We start from the raw sequence: 18172 nt of genomic DNA, 5'->3' as shown, positions 1-18172 counted from the left end.
CGGCAATCCAGGGTATGGAGCGCTGCCTATTGCTATCAAACAGAACAAGGACGTAGCCCGATGAAACCCGTTTCCATCATCGACAGCAGCTTGCCGGGACAGATCTGGAACAACGCCCAGCAACTGGACAACATCCCCGTTATCAACACCGAGACCTTGGTCCCTGCTGGCGCCCGCGCGGTGGTGATCGCGCCGCATCCCGGCGATGAAGTGGTCATGTGTGGCGGCCTGCTTCAACTTCTTTCCTCCCTCGGTCATCCCTTGCAATTGATATCGATCACCGATGGCAGCGCCAGCCATCCGGGTTCGCAGCAATGGTCAGAGAAGCGCCTGAGTGTGTTTCGCGGCCAGGAAAGCGTCGAAGCCTTGCGCCGGCTAGGATTGCCGATGCACAGCCTGAAGTGGATTCGCGGCGGCTTCACCGACAACGCCCTGGCCGAGCGTGAAACCCAACTGACGCAATTCATCGCCCGTTATTTGCGCCCCGGTGACGTGGTGTTCAGCACTTGGCGCGAAGACGGCACCTCTGACCATGACGCCGTCGGCCGCGCCAGCGCCAATGCAGCGAGCATGGTCGGTGCGACGATCAACGAACTGCCGGTCTGGGCCTGGCATTGGCCCACCCGGGATCAAGGATTGTTTCCCTGGCATCGTGCCCGCAAAATCCGCCTCGACACCTGGACCGTCGCGCGCAAAAGCCACGCCACCCACGCCTACGCCAGCCAGCTCGACGGCGAACCGGCCATCGGCATCGCACCGCTACTGCCCAGGGTGATCCTGGAACGGATGCGCCTGCCCTATGAAGTCGTCTTCGTCTGACCGAACACGCTCTCTGTAGCAGCTGTCGAGCCACCGTGGCGAGGGGATTTATCCCCGTTCGGCTGTGGAACAGTCGTGAATCCTGCAAGTGCGGTGTGAATGCCGGAATGCTGGGGGCCGCTTCGCAGCCCAACGGGGATAAATCCCCTCGCCACAGCGCAAGCTCGACAGCTGCTACATTTTTGTGTGAAGGCTGCTGGCGACGAATCACTCTGAACTGCCCGCCGCTGAATCAGTCGCATGACTAAGCAGCCCAGATTCAGAGGAGTGAACGTGACCAGCGATGCCGAGCAGCGAGCCGTCGAATCAGTGCCCTTGGACTCGCCCCCGGCGATTCATCGCTTGAGGGTGCTGACGGTCAACACGCACAAGGGGTTTACCGCCCTCAACCGGCGTTTCATCCTTCCGGAGCTGCGCGAAGCGGTGCGCAGTACGTCGGCCGATCTGGTGTTCCTGCAGGAAGTGGTCGGTGAGCACGATCGGCACTCTTCACGTTACAACGATTGGCCGCAGACCTCGCAATACGAGTTCCTGGCCGACAGCATGTGGAGCGATTTCGCCTACGGTCGCAACGCCGTATATCCCAACGGCCATCACGGCAACGCGCTGCTGTCGAAATACCCGATTCGCGAACACCGCAACCTTGACGTCTCGATCACCGGCCCCGAACGGCGCGGGTTGTTGCACTGCATCCTCGATGTACCGGGGCACGCTGAAGTCCACGCAATCTGCGTGCATCTGAGCCTGCTGGAAAGTCATCGCCAGTTGCAGCTTCAGCTGCTCTGCCTGCTGCTCGAATCCCTGCCCGACGATGCGCCGGTGATCATCGCCGGCGACTTCAACGACTGGCAGCTACAAGGCAACGCCGCCCTCGCCCGTCGCGATTACCTGCACGAAGCGTTCGAGCGCCACAATGGCCGACCCGCAAAAACCTACCCGGCGCGCTTTCCGCTGCTGCGCCTGGACCGGATCTACCTGCGCAACGCCAGCAGCCACAACCCGCGAATCCTCGGCAACAAACCCTGGACGCACCTGTCGGATCACTTGCCGTTGGCAGTCGAAGTGCACCTCTAAGTGGTCAGCGCGTCAAGGCGCGTTGACCACGACGTAGGTCACATTGCTGCCCTGATACTGCGGTTGATACCAGGTCGAACCACACTGCATGTACAACGTGTTGTACTGCATGACCTCCACGCAACTCGTGGGCATTTGCGCAGGCGTAAAGATCGAGCCGACCACGGCCGCTGTCACCGCGACCGTCGCGGTCACGGCCGCCGCCGCGGCGATCGGGTGGTAGTGATTGTCGTAGCCATAGCGGCCACGCCCGTCGACATCAATGTCGACATCGCGATTGTTGTTGATGTTGACGTTACGGGTGCTGTTGTTGATGTTGGTGCGGTTGCCGACGTTGTTCCCGGCATTGACCCGGTTGCCTGAGTTCACCCGATTGGCCGCATTCACATTGGTCGCCCGTTGCGAGGTATTCATCCGCTGCGCCCGCTGGGCATTGGGTGCCGGCGCTCGATTGACCGAGGCCCTTGCCTGCCCCTGGCCTCGCGGTCGGGCATCCGCTTCGGCGATCAGGCCGACGGTCAGCATGGTGGCAGCGGCGAGCGATAACAACAGGCTCCACGACATTGTCCGGTTCATGTCATTCCCCTCCCTGCTCAACGGCTTTCTTCAACGGAATCGCCACGTCGCCCTTGGCCGGTTTGAAGGTGAACATCGACTCCTGAAGGCCAGGCTTGAGGTTCCAGCGATACACCGCGCTGTATTCCGGAAAGCTCTTCTCGTCGGTGGTGGTGATCACCAGTTTGCACGGCAGCGGTTTCTCGGAACGGGTGATCCACAATTGCCAGTCGACGCCCTCCTGCCGAAAGGCCAAGTGATCACAGAGCTGACCCTTGATCGTCGAGGGCCCAACGTACAGGGCTTCTTTCAGGGCATCGATCTGTGCCTGATCGCTGCCAAACAGAAACAGGTCTTCCATGGGAATCTGAATACCGTAATGGTCTTCGATCATGTGCAGGGCTTCGGCCACCTTGGGCGGAGCATCCACCGTGGTGTAGTACTTGAGGTACGGTGAGTACTGGGTCAGTTTCTTGCCGTTGTAGAAAAATTCCCGCGTTCGAATATCGCCTTCTGTCCTGGCGTACATTCGATCATACCCAAGCACTTTCAGGGTCGTGGCCGCCTCGGACTTGATCTTCTGACCGGTCTCCAGAACGGTATCCCGGGACACTTCGGCGTCTACCTGAAACTTCGACAGGCTGCGCAGGTAATCGCCCATATCAATCAACTTGTCGACCACCTGAGGGTTGATCGTCGGGGCAGTGTCCGCCGGGGGTGCTTCTTCGGCGCGAGCCCCCGGAGCAAGGGCCAGGGTGACCATCAGGCAGAAAACACTGGGTTGGGTTTTCATGGGTTCCGCTCCTGTCCTTGCACCGGGGTGCCGCCGAATTTCATGGCTGAATATTCAGCCTAGTCGCGGCCCACCCTGTTCGCCAGACAGACAAACCGGCGTGAAGACGCCGGTCACCTTGCGTTCATCTCAGCGCTGCATTACTGACAGAATCGAGACACCGGATCAGCGGTACAACCTTGCACTCTACCTCACCCCGGCAGACCGATAGCCCACTATCCAAAGGCTCTGGCACGCGGGGTTTTTGACGATTTTTCGAACAAACAAGAACTTAGATGCGCGGCAAAAATCAGTCACTTGCGAGCACTAAAATAACACTACCACTTATCGGCCATTTTCTTGACGCCTTGTCAAGGGTCTTCTTAGCTTCACGTTACTACCCCCGGAAATCCACCAGGGGCAAACCTCCAGACACCCGCGAAATCGGGCGGCCAGCGGCTTGCCTCAATCCATTCGGTCGCCCCTCATTCGGGGTAGGAGAGACGCCAGAGCGAGATACGGCATGCGATTGCAAGGTAGACCCCCATGAAAACTTCATTCACCCAACAAGAGATCAAAGTCACTTTTTGCACTGTCTCAAGTTCACTGCTGCTGTGTTCTTCCATGGAGGTGCAAGCAGGGCCCGCAGAGGAAGAAACCGCCCCCTGGTATCGCCAGGATGTTCCGGCAATGACCTTGCCCACGATCACTGTCACCGCCCCCTACCCCGGCCACTTCAGCGCCGCCTCCGATACACGAAGTTCACGCCTGACCATCGAAGATGCCGCGCCTTCGGCCTGGGATCAGCTTTACGGTCAGGCATCGCGCCAAGCACAGACCGATGTCATGACCCAGGGTTATTCAATCCCCGGCAGCACCGAATTCAAAGGCCCGGCGATCCTGACCCTGCAGAGCGGTAGTGGCCATACCCAGCGGGTCGGTCTGATCGGCGGGATGACCCAGTTACAAGGCAACAGCAACGGCCTGTTGACCAGTCGTGCACTCGCCGACCCGGCAAACGACACCCTCAACCTGCAAGGCCAGAGCCTAGGCGCCTACTGGAGCCTGACCGGGCCACAAGGCTGGCACGTGGATTTGTCGGCCAGTGGCGGGCGGGTCAACGGCTACAGCCGTAACGACCAGGGCGCGCGGATGGCGACCGAAGGCAGCGCGGTCACGTTGTCGGTAGAAGGCGGTTTTCCGATTGGCGTAAGCGAAAACTGGGTGGTTGAACCGCAAGCGCAGTTGATCAATCAACGCATCACCCTGGATACGCCTTATGCCGGTTCAAGCAATGCGTCGTCCAGCGACCTGACGTCCTGGAGCGGCCGGGTCGGTGCCCGGTTGAAAGGGAGTTACGACATCAACGGACTGGGCGTCGAACCCTATGTGCGGACCAACTTGTGGCACACCGTGTACACCGGCAATACCGTGACCCTCGATCAGGTCGACAAGATCAGCAGCAGTCGCAATTCATCGACGGTCGAAGTGGGGTTGGGGCTGGTGGCCAGAGTCACGCCTGCGGTGAGTTTTTACGTCAGCGCCGATTACAGCAGTGATGTGGATGACAACGATTTGAACGGGTTGATTGGAAGTCTTGGGGTGCGGATGCGGTGGTGAGGTTTTTCGGCTTGAGTGATTCGGTGTCAGGTCGGACGCCTTCGCGAGCAAGCCCGCTCCCACATTGGAGCTGTGTCGTACACAAAACCAATGTGGGGGCGGGCTTGCTGCGAATGGAGCGGCTCGGTTCTAGATCAACCCTCAGGCCGCAAGATCAACACCGCCAGCGGCGGCAGATTCAACACCAGCGAAAGCGCCTGACCATGGCTCGGCTCTTCTTCGGTAAAGGCTCCGCCGCTGTTGCCATAGTTGGACCCGGCATACATCGCCGCATCGCTGTTGATCATCTCGCCCCAGCGCCCGGCGAACGGTACGCCGATGCGATAGGCCTGGCGCGGCACCGGCGTGAAGTTCGCCACCACCAGCACCGGCCGCCCTTCCTTGCTCCAGCGCAAGAACGCATAAACGCTGTTGATCGCATCGTCGCCGATCAACCACTGGAAGCCCTGCGGCGCGTCGTCCTGGTCATGCATTGCCGGCTCTTCGCGGTACAGCCGATTGAGGTCGCCGACGAGTTTCTGCACACCCTTGTGTTCCGAGTATTGGAGCAGGTACCAATCCAGCTGCTGATCGTGGTTCCACTCGCGCCACTGGCCGAATTCGCAACCCATGAACAGCAGCTTCTTACCGGGATGCGCCCACATGAAGCTCAGATAGGCCCGCAGATTGGCAAATTTCTGCCAGCGGTCACCGGGCATCTTGTCGATCAATGAGTGCTTGCCGTGCACCACTTCATCGTGGGAGATCGGCAGGATGAAGCGCTCGGACCAGGCATACACCAGGCCAAAACTCAGTTCGTTGTGGTGATGGCCGCGGTACACCGGATCCTGCTGGATGTAATGCAGCGAATCGTGCATCCAGCCCATGTTCCATTTGTAGTCAAAACCCAGTCCACCCTGTTGGGTGCTTTGGCTGACACCCGGCCATGCGGTGGATTCCTCGGCGATCACCAAGGCACCCGGCGCTTCCAGGTTGACCACGTCGTTGAGGTGACGCAGGAAGTCGATGGCTTCGAGGTTCTCGCGCCCACCGTGACGGTTCGGCACCCACTCCCCGGCCTTGCGCGAGTAATCGCGATAGAGCATCGACGCCACGGCATCGACCCGCAGGCCATCGACGTGGAAATGCTTGAGCCAGTGCAGTGCCGAAGCGAGCATGTAGCCATGCACTTCGGTGCGGCCCAGGTTGTAGATCAGCGTGTCCCAATCCTGATGAAAACCTTCCTGCGGATTGCCGTATTCGTACAGCGCGGTGCCATCGAACTGCGCCAGACCGTGGGTATCGGTCGGGAAATGCGCCGGCACCCAGTCGAGGATCACGCCGATATCAGCCTGGTGACAGGCGTTGACGAAAGCCGCGAAATCTTCCGGCGAACCATAGCGGGCACTCGGGGCGAATTGCGACAACAGCTGATAACCCCAGGAACCGCCGAACGGGTGCTCCATGATCGGCATCAGTTCGATGTGAGTGAAGCCCAGTTCCTTCACATAAGGAATCAGCCGCTCGCCCAGCTCGTGCCAGGTGTACTGGCGTGCCACTTCACCCAGATCGTCCAGCTCGCACTGCCATGAGCCAGCGTGCAATTCGTAGATCGACAGCGGCGCGCTCGGCAGATGCCGCTCGCCACGGGATTGCATCCACGCCTGGTCCTGCCAATCGATGTTCAAGGGTGCAGCGACTTTTGACGCCGTATCCGGCGGCAGCGAGGTCGCCAGGGCCATCGGGTCAGCCTTGAGCGGCAGAATGCCGTGGGCGCCGAGGATTTCGTATTTGTAGGTTTCCCCCGCCTGCAGGCGCGGAATGAAGACTTCCCAGACCCCGGTGGGATGGCGCAGGCGCATCGGGTGCCGACGACCGTCCCAATTGTTGAAGTCACCGACCACCGACACCCGTTTGGCATTTGGCGCCCACACGGCGAAACGCACGCCGTCGACACCGTCGACGTTCTTCAATTGCGCGCCGAGGCAGGCGCTGAGGTCACGGTGATTGCCTTCGGCGAACAGGTACAAGTCCATCTCGCCGAGCAGCGGGCCGAAGCTGTAAGGGTCTTCGGAAACCTGTTCGCCGCCGGCCCAACGGGTGCGCAGCAGATACGGCTGCGCTCTGTCGAAGTGACCGACAAACAGGCCCGGGGTCTGGGTGGCTTCGAGGTTGCCGAGTTCTTCCCCGGAGTCCCTGGCCAGTACCTGAACGCTCAGTGCGTCCGGCAGATAAGCCCGAATGAATTGCCCACCGGCGTCATCGCCGTGGGGGCCGAGAATTGCAAAAGGGTCCTGATGTTCGGCGCGAACCAGCGCGTCGATATCCCGCGATCTGGGCAGCAGCGCCTCTTTAGCGTGACCCTGTTCCTTGTTCGAGAAACTCATAACTACTCTCCACCAAGATCGGAAAAGGGTTTAAGCCCACTCAATAATCCATACAAACCGTGCAATGGCACCGGCAGCCAAGTGGGGCGATTCTCAGCCTCATACGCCACCTCATACGCCGCCTTCTCCAGCCCGAACAACGCCAGCGCGGCGTCCTCGCCTTCCGGATCTTGCCACGCATGAGCAAGACTAGCTGCCGCCAGCCGATAAGCGTCGACAAATGCCTGTTTTGCTTCATTCAGATAGCGGTCGGCTACCCGTTGCCGTGCCGCTTGGGCCTCGGCCGTGTTGTCGACGTTGTGCACGTTGATCGCCATCGCCGCGGCGTAATCGAAGGAGCGCAACACGCCGCTGACATCTTTATAGGGGCTGTGCTTGCCGCGTCGCTCGCTCAACGGCCGAGCCGGCTCACCCTCGAAGTCGATCAGGTAAGCGTCGCCCTTGATCACCAGCACCTGCCCCAAGTGCAAGTCGCCGTGGACGCGAATGCGCAAACCACCGACGGCTTTTTTGCCCAGGTCCTGGACATGGCTGAGGATGGCTTTTTTGTTGTCCAGTAAACGAGTGACCAGCGCTTTGTCCGCCGGGTTCAGTTCGCTTTGATGTTGCTTGAGCAACTTCAGCGAGTGTTCCAGCTGAGCCGCGACGTCCTTGGCCGAAGCCAGGGCGTCTTTCTGCGTGGTGACCTGCGGCGCGAAGTCCGGGTCATCGGTCGGGGCCGCCAGCACCTGGTGCATTTCCCCCAGCCGCTGGCCGAGCATGCCGGCGAAGTCTTTCAGTTCACCCAAGGCGTTGTAGTGTTGCTCTTGCTCGGACATGGCGTCGGCCAGTTCGTCGCGCAGTGCCCGTTCGAGGTTGTTCTGGGTCCATTCCCAGGCATCGCCCTGATTGCTCAAATAGCCTTGGGCGATCATCAGCAGATTGTCTTCGCCCTGGGCATCGCGGCGAACCACCGAGCCCAGCAGCGGCGAGATGTTGCTGAAACCGGCGTTGGTCAGGTAGGCGCTCATTTCCAGTTCCGGGTGCACGCCCGAGGCGATCTTGCGGATCAGCTTCAGCACCAGGCTGTTGCCGATCACCACCGAGCTGTTGGACTGCTCGGCGGACAGGTAGCGCACTTCCGATTCTGCGTTCAGGCCCAGCTTGGCCAGTTCGGCAGTCGGTTCGAAACGAATCTCGCCGCCGTCCGAAGGCAATACGGTGCTTTCCTGCATGCCATGCAACACCGCGCGGATAAAGTTTTCCAGGCTGAACGCATCGGTGATCAACCCCACCTGCGGGCCACGTCGCACCCGGGACAGCGCCAATTGCTGCGGCAGCGCCGGCCCGACCTGATCATCGGCAATGAAGCCGAACGGCAGCTGGTAACGGCTGGTCTGGCCGCCGCTGGTGACTTCGATTTCACTCAGCAGCACCGGATGCTGCGCGTCGCCGAAGCGCACGCCGTAGGCCAGGTTGACCTTCTCGATGGGCGCGTCCTTGCCGGCGAACCAGCGGCGGTTTTGCAGCCAGTTCGGCAGGATGCCCTGCTCCAGCGTGGCGCGAGACGGCGCTTCGAGCAGTTCTTCCATGCGTTTTTTCAGCACCAGGGTGGTGAAGTCCGGCAGGCTTTGCGCCGGTTCTACGTGCCAGCTCGGCATTTGATTCTCCGCAGCGAGTCCGAACCAATAAAAGCCGTAAGGCGCCAGGGTCAGGAGGAAATTCAACTGGCCGATCGGCGGGAAGGCGTTACCACCGAGCATCTCCACCGGCACCATGCCGACGTAGGCCGACAGGTCGAGCTCCGCCGCTTGCGCACTGCGCGAGACGTTGGCAACACACAGGATGGTTTCGTATTTTCCATCCGGCCCGGTGTATTCACGGGTGTAGGCCAGAATCCGTCGATTGCTCGGCGACAGCATTTTCAGCGTGCCGCGACCAAAGGCCTTGGACTGCTTGCGCACGGCGAGCATGCGTCGGGTCCAGTTCAGCAGTGAGTGTGGGTCGCCGGCCTGGGTCTCGACGTTGACCGACAGGTAACCGTATTGCGGGTCCATGATCGGTGGCAGCACCAGGCTCGCCGGGTCGGCGCGGGAGAAGCCGCCGTTACGGTCGATCGACCACTGCATCGGCGTGCGCACGCCGTCACGGTCGCCGAGGTAGATGTTGTCGCCCATGCCGATTTCATCGCCGTAATACATCGTCGGCGTACCCGGCATCGACAGCAGCAGACTGTTGAGCAGTTCGACGCGACGACGATCCCGCTCCATCAACGGCGCCAGGCGGCGACGGATACCAAGGTTGATCCGCGCCCTTCGGTCGGCCGCGTAGTAATTCCACAGGTAATCGCGTTCCTTGTCGGTAACCATTTCCAGGGTCAACTCATCGTGGTTGCGCAGGAAAATCGCCCACTGACAGTTGGCCGGAATCTCCGGGGTCTGGCGCAGGATGTCGGTGATCGGGAAGCGATCTTCCTGGGCCAGCGCCATGTACATGCGTGGCATCAACGGAAAGTGGAAGGCCATGTGGCATTCGTCGCCGTTAAGGCCTTTTTTGTCGGTGTCACCGAAGTACAGCTGGGTGTCTTCCGGCCATTGATTGGCCTCGGCCAGGAGCATGCGGTCCGGGTAATTGGCGTCGATCTCGGCACGGATCTGCTTGAGGACGTCGTGGGTCTCAGGCAGGTTTTCGTTGTTGGTGCCGTCGCGCTCGATCAAGTACGGAATCGCGTCCAGCCGCAGGCCGTCGATGCCCATGTCGAGCCAGTAGCGCATCACCGACAGCACCGCTTTCATGACTTGCGGGTTGTCGAAGTTCAGGTCCGGCTGGTGCGAATAGAAGCGGTGCCAGAAGTATTGGCCGGCGACCGGATCCCAGGTCCAGTTGGACTTCTCGGTGTCGAGAAAGATGATGCGGGTGCCGTCGTATTTGTGGTCGTCATCGGACCAGACGTAGAAGTCCCGCGCCGCCGAACCGGGTTTGGCTTTACGCGCACGCTGGAACCAGGCGTGCTGGTCCGAGGTGTGGTTGATGACCAACTCGGTAATCACCCGCAGGCCGCGTTTATGGGCCTCGGAGATGAAACGCTTGGCGTCGGCCATGGTGCCGTAGTCGGGGTGCACGCCGCGGTACTCGGCAATGTCGTAGCCATCGTCGCGCCGTGGTGACGGGTAGAACGGCAAGAGCCAGATGGTGTTGACGCCGAGGTCGGCAATGTAATCGAGCTTGGCGATAAGGCCGGGAAAGTCGCCGATCCCGTCATTGTTGGAGTCGAAAAAAGACTTAACGTGTACCTGGTAGATCACCGCATCCTTGTACCAGAGCGGGTCCTTGATAAAGGTGGCTGCCTTGGGTTTCTTCGCCATTTGAAACTCCTGTTGAATTCGAAATAGCCACCACCGAGCCAGTCGCTTGGGTATAGGGCTTTGTGGCGAGGGGACTTGTCCCCGTTCGGCTGCGAAGCAGTCGCATAATTTTGATCTGGCTGATGCGGTGTTTGGGCGGATTAGGGGCTGCTTCGCAGCCCAACGGGGATAAATCCCCTCGCCACAAAAGCCCCCTCTCACCGCTGTCAGGAAGTGGTGATTCGCCAGATACCAAACGGTTGATGCGCCGGGTCGATCCTCATGAACTGGTACTTGCCGTGCCAGGCCCAGCGATGGCCGCTCATCAAGTCTTCGCCCTGGGTGCTGGCGTCGTCGGGCAAGCCCATTTCCCACAGCGGCAACTCGAAGTTCGCTTCCTGGACGTTATGCGGATCGAGGCTGACCGCCACCAGAATGAAGTTGCTGCCATCCGCACTGCGCTTGCCGAAATACAGAATGTTGTCATTCCAGGCGTTGTAGACCGTTAAACCCAGGTGCGTGTGCAGCGCCGGATTCTGCCGGCGGATGCGGTTGAGCTGGGCGATTTCGGCAATGATGTTGCCCGGCGCGTTGAAGTCCCGCGGACGGATCTCGTACTTCTCGGAATTGAGGTATTCCTCCTTCCCCGGCACCGGCGCGGCTTCACAGAGTTCGAAGCCCGAATACATGCCCCACAATCCGGAGCCCATGGTGGCCAACGCGGCGCGGATCAGAAAACCGGCGCGTCCGGACTCATGGAGGAATGCGGGGTTGATGTCCGGCGTATTGACGAAGAAATTCGGCCGGTAGCATTCCCGCCACGGCGACTCGTTAAGCTCGGTGAAATAGGTCGCCAGTTCGGTTTTGGTATTACGCCAGGTGAAGTAGGTGTAGCTCTGGGAGTAACCGACCTTGCCCAGCCGCGCCATCATCGCTGGCGTGGTAAAGGCTTCCGCGAGGAAAATCACCTCGGGGTACAACGCCCGCACATCGGCGATCAGCCATTGCCAGAACGGCAGCGGCTTGGTGTGAGGGTTGTCGACGCGAAAGATCTTCACGCCCTCTTCAACCCAACCGACCACGACGTCGCGCAACTCGACCCACAAACTCGGAATCGCATCGCTGGCATAGAAATCGACGTTGACGATGTCCTGGTATTTTTTCGGCGGGTTCTCGGCGTATTTGATCGTGCCGTCCGGGCGCCAGTTGAACCAGCCCGGGTGCTGCTTGAGCCACGGGTGATCCTGGGAACACTGGATGGCGAAATCGAGGGCAATTTCCAGTCCGTGATCGGCCGCGGCTGCCACCAATCGGCGGAAATCTTCGCGTGTGCCGAGTTCGGAGTGAATCGCCTCGTGCCCGCCCTCTTCGCTGCCGATGGCATACGGGCTGCCCGGGTCGTCGGGGCCAGCGGTCAATGAATTGTTCGGGCCTTTGCGGTAGCTGCGTCCGATCGGGTGGATCGGCGGGAAATACAGCACGTCGAAACCCATGTCCTGGATCATCGCCAGTCGCGAGTGCACGTCGTTGAACGTGCCGTGGCGGGCCGGATCGTCGGTGATCGAGCGCGGAAACAGCTCATACCAACTGGCGAACTGGGCCAGTTCCCTTTCGACGTCCAGCGGAAATTCAGGACTGAGGCTCAGATAAGCGCGGTGATCGGCCTGGGCCATCAGGTCAGCACTGCGTTGGTGCAGAAACAGGGCGACCTGCTCGGCTTCGAGCAGGCCGGACAGCTCATGGTGCAACGCCGCCAGTGCTTCGCTCAGTGGCCCTTCTGCTCGCTCGGCCGCTTGCTGTACCTGATTGCGCCCTTCCTGCAACTCCAGGCTGATGGGCACGCCGGCGATATGTTTCTTCTCGATCTCATACAGAAAGCTCGCGTACTGATCGATCCAGGCTTCGATACAAAAGACGTACCGGCCCTGATCCTCAACCCGGAACTGGCCCTGCCAGCCGTTATTGCCGAGCTCGGCCATGGCCTCGCTCTGCCACGCCTCGTCACCATCGGCACGCCAGCGGATGCGCACGGCCAGTTTGTCGTGGCCGTCGGCGAACACTTTGCCGGTGACTACCACGTCCTGGCCCACCACGGCCTTGGCAGCGAACTGCCCGCCATCGAGGGTCGGCATGATGTTTTCAATGGCGATGCGCGGCAGCAGTAGCGCCTGCGACAGCGGCATATGAGGGTTGTAGTTCAACTCAGTCGGTTTTTCAGCAGTCATCGAGCATCTCTCCTTAACGCCCCATGGACGCTCTTGTGTCTGTTCGTCGTTCACGCAGAACCGTCGGTCCCGAAATGAACTCACTTAGGTTCCGAGCGACAAGCGCGGGGAAAAGTTCACGCCCATTTGCCGGGGAATCAAATCCCTCGCGCGACGGTCAACTCACTTAAGCACGACTTACGCCATGTGCCACTGGAGGCTTCAACGATGAGTATTCCTATCCCGGCCGAGACGCCTGATCCGAACATCGACACCCCGACCATTCCGCCGACCGAACCGGAACCGGTGCCCGAGCAAGAGCCGCCCGGCACCACGCCACCGCCCAGAGAAGATCCACCGGGCACGATGCCGCCGGTGATCGTTGCGCCCGAGTGATGACTACGGCCGCTCCTGCTCGTCTTTATCCCTGTCGAGCAGTTGCACGATTTTCGGCATCACGCTGAAAATCGCCAATGCCAGTATCGTACTCAAGACCGCCGTCGCCTCTCGACCCAACCCGGCCGAGACGCCGATGGCGGCCGTCATCCACAACCCGGCGGCGGTCGTCAGGCCTTTGACGTGGCCTTCATCGCCTTCCTGGTTTTTCAGGATGGTGCCGGCGCCAAGGAAGCCGATCCCGGCGATCACCCCTTGCACCACCCGGCTCATGGCATCGGCCTGGGAGCCGGACATCTGTGGCACCAGGACAAAGAGTGCCGCGCCCAGCGCCACCAGCATGTGAGTACGAACCCCGGCAGCCTTGCCCTTTTGCTCGCGCTCGAAGCCGAGAATGCCGCCAAGAATCGCAGCCATCAGCAATCTCACGGTGATACGCGTCAGTTGTGACGCATCGCCGATGTCGGCGAACTCCGCTTGCAGCGTTACCCAAACCTCATGCCACCAGGCGTTCATGGTGCAATCCTTGTGATTGATCATTATGGGAGGATGGACCGCGCCGACCATTAATCAGTTGCACAGAACGATGTCCGTCGGATGCGCCCTAACAGTTTAGAACCCGCTAAAAAAAGGACACCTCCATGACTGTGCGCATCGAAAACCAGACCTGCTTTTTCGTTACCGAGAACGGCGAAGAAATTCGCCTGTGCCCCGATGTCACGATCATCACCGACTCGGAAAAAGCCATGTCGGCGGTTGAGCTCAACGGCCAGCGCATCTACATCACCGAAGCAGAAGCCGACGCATTGACCGTAGCAGGCGCAGTGGACGGTCGTAAGCATTTGAAAGCCACCGACAGTGATTCGGTGATTTGACTGATGCGGATCAACAACGCCCGCAGGCGCCTGTTATAGGCGTCTGCGTCCCGCTGTGACGGGGTGCATCAAGTTGTCGCAGGCAGCGGATCAAAGTCCATCTGATCCGCTTTTTATTGCAATACCTGAGTCTGTTATGCAAACAGATCGCTGGTCATAGTGCTCATGCCTGATGGAGGCTGATGAGCGAAAGACCATGAGCGAAAGAATCCCCGTCCGAACCGTAGAAAGCGTCCCTTTAGTACAGAGCTTTGAGCCTTCGCGTCCAAAGATGAAGGCCAAGTCCAGCGACAACCTGATCCACACCCGCAGCTTCACCGGCCTGTTCCGCACTTTGCGCCTGAGCGGCGCAGGATTTCTGTTTTTGCTGTTTTTCGGCACCGTGTGGCTGAACTGGGGCGACCGTCAGGCGGTGCTCTGGGACCTTTCCGAGAGCAAATTCCACATCTTCGGCGCGACCTTCTGGCCCCAGGATTTCATCCTGCTCTCAGCGCTGTTGATCATTGCTGCGTTCGGCCTGTTCGCGATCACCGTGTTCGCCGGTCGCGTCTGGTGCGGTTACACCTGCCCGCAGAGTTCCTGGACCTGGATCTTCATGTGGTGCGAGAAGATCACTGAAGGCGAACGCAACCAGCGCATCAAGCTGCAAGCCGCGCCATGGGGCTTGAACAAACTGGTCCGCCGCTCGGCCAAGCACACGCTGTGGCTGGCCATCAGCCTGCTCACCGGGCTGACCTTTGTCGGCTACTTCACCCCGATCCGGCCCCTGGCTGAAGAGATGCTGACCCTGCAAATGGGCGGTGTCAGTCTGTTTTGGGTGCTGTTTTTTACCGGTGCGACTTACATCAACGCCGGGTGGCTGCGTGAAGCGGTGTGCATGCACATGTGCCCGTATGCGCGGTTCCAGAGCGTGATGTTCGATAAGGACACTCTGACCATTTCCTACGATGTGGCCCGTGGCGAAAACCGTGGCCCGCGCAAACGTGAGGTCAAACCGGCCGAGGTGGGCCTGGGTGACTGCATCGATTGTCAGGTGTGCGTGCAGGTCTGCCCGACCGGGATCGACATTCGCGACGGCTTGCAGATGGAATGCATCGGCTGCGCGGCGTGTATCGACGCCTGCGATTCGATCATGGACAAAATGGGCTACGCCCGTGGCTTGATCAGCTATACCTCGGAGCATGAGTTGCAGGGTGGCAAGACTCATCTGCTGCGACCGCGGCTGATCGGTTACACGGCGGTGCTGCTGGTGATGATCGGTGCCCTCGCCCTCGCGCTGGTCGAACGGCCGATGGTGTCGCTGGACGTGAGCAAGGACCGTGGCCTGTTCCGCGAGAACAGTCAGGGGCAGATCGAAAACATCTACAGCCTGAAGGTCATCAACAAGACCCAGCTGCGTCAGGATTACCGGCTGAGCCTGGTGGACGGCGAAGGCTTCGTCCTGCAAGGCAAGACCGAGCTGAGCCTGGCGCCGGGTGAGATTGTCGATGTGCCGGTGTCGGTGGCCATGACCACCGAACGGCCAAGCAGCAGCTCGCAGACGATCAATTTCAAGATTGCCGACAGCGACGAACCGGACATTTATAGCGTGGCCAAAAGCCGGTTTGTTGCGCCGATGAACCGTTGATCCCTTAGACTGCGGTGCCCTGTGGCGAGGGGGCTTGCCCCGTTCGGCTGCGTAGCAGTCGTAAATTCTGGGGGCGCTTCGCACCCCAACGGGAGCAAGCTCCCTCGCCACAACAGCGTACCCATTGAATTACTTCACACCAGGCACTCGATGAAACGCTACGAAAAATTCGCCGACGACATCGCTGAACTGATCCGCTCCGGCGTCCTCGGCCCCGGTCAGCGCGTGCCGTCGGTGCGCTATGCCAGCCAGACGTATGGGGTGAGCCCGTCCACCGTGTTCCAGGCCTATTACCTGCTTGAACGCCGGGGCCTGATCCGCGCCCGGCCGCGTTCCGGCTACTTCGTCAACGCGCACGCGCCGAGTCCGTTCTCGGAGCCGGTGATCAGCAGCCAGGTCAATGAATCCACCGAAGTCGACGTCAGCGAACTGGTGTTCTCGGTCCTCGACTCGATCAAGGACCCGACCACCGTGCCGTTCGGCTCGGCCTTCCCCAGCCCGACGCTGTTCCCGTTGCAGCGCCTGTCCCGCTCCCTGGCCAGCGCCGCCCGGGACATGGACCCGCGCATGGTCGTCACCGACATGTCACCGGGCAACCCGCAATTGCGACGCCAGATTGCCCTGCGCTACATGGTCGGCGGCCTGATGCTGCCGATGGAAGAACTGCTGATCACCAACGGCGCACTGGAAGCCCTGAACCTGTGCCTGCAAGCGGTCACCGAACCCGGCGACCTGGTGGCCATTGAAGCGCCGGCGTTCTATGCCTGCCTGCAAATCCTGGAGCGGCTTAAACTGAAAGCCGTCGAAATCCCGGTGCACCCGCGTGACGGTATCGACCTGGGCGTACTCGCGCAAACCCTGGAACGCCACCCGATCAAGGCCTGCTGGTGCATGACCAGTTTCCAGAACCCGATGGGCGCCACCATGCCCGAGGCGAAGAAGCAGGAGCTGGTCGAGTTGTTGCGCAGCCATCAGGTGCCCCTGATCGAAGATGACGTCTACGCCGAACTCTATTACGGCCAGCAGGCGCCGAAACCGGCCAAGGCGTTTGATACCGAAGGGCTGGTGATGCATTGCGGTTCCTTCGCCAAAAGCCTGGCCCCCGGCTACCGCATAGGCTGGGTTGCCGCTGGGCGTTACGCGCAGAAGATCGAGCGCCTTAAACTCATGACCTCGCTGTGCGCCTCGATGCCGGCCCAAGCCGCCATCGCCGACTACCTGCAACACGGCGGCTACGACCGACACCTGCGCAAACTGCGCTACGCCCTGGAAGAACAGCAAAGCGCCATGCTCGCCGCCATCGCCCGCTACTTCCCGGCACAGACGCGCGTCAGCCAACCGGCCGGCGGCTATTTCCTGTGGCTGGAACTGCCGCCGCAGATGGATTCGCTGAAGTTGTTTCAGATGGCACTGGCGCAAGGCATCAGCATCGCGCCGGGGCCGATCTTTTCACCGACGCAGCGGTTCAGGAATTGTATTCGGCTGAATTATGGGAGCCCGTGGACCGAGGAGTCGGAGAAGGCGATGGAGACGTTGGGGCGGATTGTGCGGTCGTTCTGAGGGTTTGATGTCGTTTGGGCTACCGTCATCGCGAGCAGGCTCGCTCCCACAGTGGATTGATGTGAACACAGTATTTGTGAACAACACTAACCCCCTGTGGGAGCGAGCCTGCTCGCGATGAGGTCAGATCCGGCAAAAAGAATCTTTGGGTTTAACGCCCGCCCCCCAGATCAACAAAAGTCCCGGTCGCATATGACGCCTTGTCCGACAGCAACCAGATAATCGCCTCTGCCACTTCATCCGGCCGTCCGCCCCGGGCCATCGGGATCGCCGACTCCAGCTTACTGACCCGATCCGGATCACCGCTCAACGCATGGAAATCGGTGTAGATAAACCCCGGTCGCACCGCATTGACGCGAATCCCCTCGCCCGCCACTTCCTTGGACAGACCGATGGTGAAGCTGTCCAGCGCGCCTTTCGACGCGGCGTAATCCACATACTCATTAGGCGAGCCCAAACGCGAAGCCACTGAGGACACGTTGACGATGCTGCCGCCCTGCCCGCCATGTTTGGGCGACATGCGCATGACCGCGTGCTTGGCGCAGAGGATCGGTGCCAGGACGTTGGTCTTGAGGGTTTTGAGAATGCGGAATTCGGACATTTCGTCGACTCGGGACTTGTGCCCGACGGTGCCGGCGTTGTTCACCAGCGCGGTGACTCGACCCAGTTCGGTGTCCACCCGGTGGAACAGACTGATCACTTCGTCTTCGATGCTGACGTCGGCGCGCACCGCGATGGCTTGAGCGCCCAAAGCGCGGACTTGCGCCAATACGCCATGCGCGGCCGATTCGTCGGATTGATAGTTGATACAGATCCGATAGCCAAGCTCAGCGGCCAGCAGCGCGGTTGCCGCGCCGATACCACGGCCTCCGCCGGTGATGACAATGACTTTGTCCATGCTGACTTTCCCCCTTCACGCGTAAGCAGTCGGGGCCAAGAATACCCGCCATTGCACGGATTTGCATGGACTCACATCAATCA

14 protein-coding genes are annotated in these 18172 nt (G+C 60.4%); 7 read left to right on the top strand and 7 right to left on the bottom strand.

Annotation, left to right across the window (positions count from 1 at the left end):
- The first annotated feature begins 60 nt into the window (after nucleotides 1-60).
- A complete protein-coding gene (locus ACA053_RS13570; protein ID WP_109630755.1) occupies nucleotides 61-819 on the top strand; it encodes a PIG-L deacetylase family protein in 759 nt (252 codons plus the stop codon).
- A gap of 273 nt (nucleotides 820-1092) precedes the next feature.
- Nucleotides 1093-1893, top strand: a complete 801-nt coding sequence (locus ACA053_RS13565) for an endonuclease/exonuclease/phosphatase family protein (RefSeq protein WP_497317819.1) — start codon at nucleotides 1093-1095, stop codon at nucleotides 1891-1893.
- 12 nt (nucleotides 1894-1905) lie between these two features.
- On the opposite strand, the gene ACA053_RS13560 is transcribed toward ACA053_RS13565, so the two are convergent.
- Both ACA053_RS13560 and ACA053_RS13555 read right to left on the bottom strand, forming a co-directional pair.
- Nucleotides 1906-2469: a hypothetical protein gene (locus ACA053_RS13560; RefSeq protein WP_109630749.1), complete on the bottom strand. Its 564-nt coding sequence runs from the start codon at nucleotides 2467-2469 to the stop codon at nucleotides 1906-1908.
- 1 nt (nucleotide 2470) lies between these two features.
- Nucleotides 2471-3241, bottom strand: a complete 771-nt coding sequence (locus tag ACA053_RS13555) for a DUF2092 domain-containing protein (RefSeq protein WP_497395910.1) — start codon at nucleotides 3239-3241, stop codon at nucleotides 2471-2473.
- Between the two features lie 525 nt (nucleotides 3242-3766).
- Between ACA053_RS13555 and ACA053_RS13550 the strand changes: the two genes are divergently transcribed.
- Entirely contained in the window at nucleotides 3767-4840 is a 1074-nt protein-coding gene (locus tag ACA053_RS13550; RefSeq protein ID WP_497395908.1) for an autotransporter domain-containing protein, read from the top strand.
- Between the two features lie 134 nt (nucleotides 4841-4974).
- Here the strand turns inward: ACA053_RS13550 and glgB are convergent, their stop codons facing one another.
- The 3 genes from glgB to ACA053_RS13535 form a co-directional block, all read right to left on the bottom strand.
- On the bottom strand, nucleotides 4975-7206 hold the full coding sequence (glgB, locus tag ACA053_RS13545) for a 1,4-alpha-glucan branching protein GlgB (protein WP_109630741.1): 2232 nt from the start codon (nucleotides 7204-7206) through the stop codon (nucleotides 4975-4977).
- A 2-nt stretch (nucleotides 7207-7208) separates the two neighbouring features.
- Nucleotides 7209-10550 (bottom strand): maltose alpha-D-glucosyltransferase, encoded by a 3342-nt coding sequence (treS, locus tag ACA053_RS13540; protein ID WP_497395906.1) that lies wholly within the window; start codon nucleotides 10548-10550, stop codon nucleotides 7209-7211.
- Nucleotides 10551-10756: 206 nt separating this feature from the next.
- On the bottom strand, nucleotides 10757-12754 hold the full coding sequence (locus tag ACA053_RS13535) for an alpha-1,4-glucan--maltose-1-phosphate maltosyltransferase (protein ID WP_497395904.1): 1998 nt from the start codon (nucleotides 12752-12754) through the stop codon (nucleotides 10757-10759).
- Between the two features lie 207 nt (nucleotides 12755-12961).
- Here ACA053_RS13535 and ACA053_RS13530 point away from each other — a divergent pair, with 207 nt between their 5' ends.
- Nucleotides 12962-13129, top strand: a complete 168-nt coding sequence (locus ACA053_RS13530) for a hypothetical protein (RefSeq protein WP_497395902.1) — start codon at nucleotides 12962-12964, stop codon at nucleotides 13127-13129.
- Between the two features lie 3 nt (nucleotides 13130-13132).
- On the opposite strand, the gene ACA053_RS13525 is transcribed toward ACA053_RS13530, so the two are convergent.
- Entirely contained in the window at nucleotides 13133-13645 is a 513-nt protein-coding gene (locus ACA053_RS13525) for an MgtC/SapB family protein (RefSeq protein ID WP_109630733.1), read from the bottom strand.
- A 125-nt stretch (nucleotides 13646-13770) separates the two neighbouring features.
- Between ACA053_RS13525 and ACA053_RS13520 the strand changes: the two genes are divergently transcribed.
- The 3 genes from ACA053_RS13520 to mapR all read left to right on the top strand — a co-directional run bounded on the left by ACA053_RS13520 (nucleotide 13771) and on the right by mapR (nucleotide 17191).
- Nucleotides 13771-14004, top strand: coding sequence for a DUF3203 family protein (locus ACA053_RS13520; RefSeq protein WP_497317805.1), 234 nt, complete (start codon nucleotides 13771-13773; stop codon nucleotides 14002-14004).
- 196 nt (nucleotides 14005-14200) lie between these two features.
- Nucleotides 14201-15631 (top strand): cytochrome c oxidase accessory protein CcoG, encoded by a 1431-nt coding sequence (gene ccoG, locus ACA053_RS13515; protein ID WP_497395900.1) that lies wholly within the window; start codon nucleotides 14201-14203, stop codon nucleotides 15629-15631.
- A 150-nt stretch (nucleotides 15632-15781) separates the two neighbouring features.
- Nucleotides 15782-17191 carry a GntR family transcriptional regulator MpaR gene (gene mapR / locus ACA053_RS13510; RefSeq protein ID WP_497317801.1) on the top strand — a complete coding sequence of 470 codons (1410 nt, stop codon included), beginning with the start codon at nucleotides 15782-15784 and terminating at the stop codon, nucleotides 17189-17191.
- A gap of 151 nt (nucleotides 17192-17342) precedes the next feature.
- Here the strand turns inward: mapR and ACA053_RS13505 are convergent, their stop codons facing one another.
- Nucleotides 17343-18089 (bottom strand): SDR family oxidoreductase, encoded by a 747-nt coding sequence (locus ACA053_RS13505; protein ID WP_497317799.1) that lies wholly within the window; start codon nucleotides 18087-18089, stop codon nucleotides 17343-17345.
- Between the last annotated feature and the right edge of the window lie 83 nt (nucleotides 18090-18172).

The organism is Pseudomonas sp. LBUM1672 (genome assembly GCF_059695655.1).
This window is presented reverse-complemented; position numbering and strand designations above follow the sequence as displayed.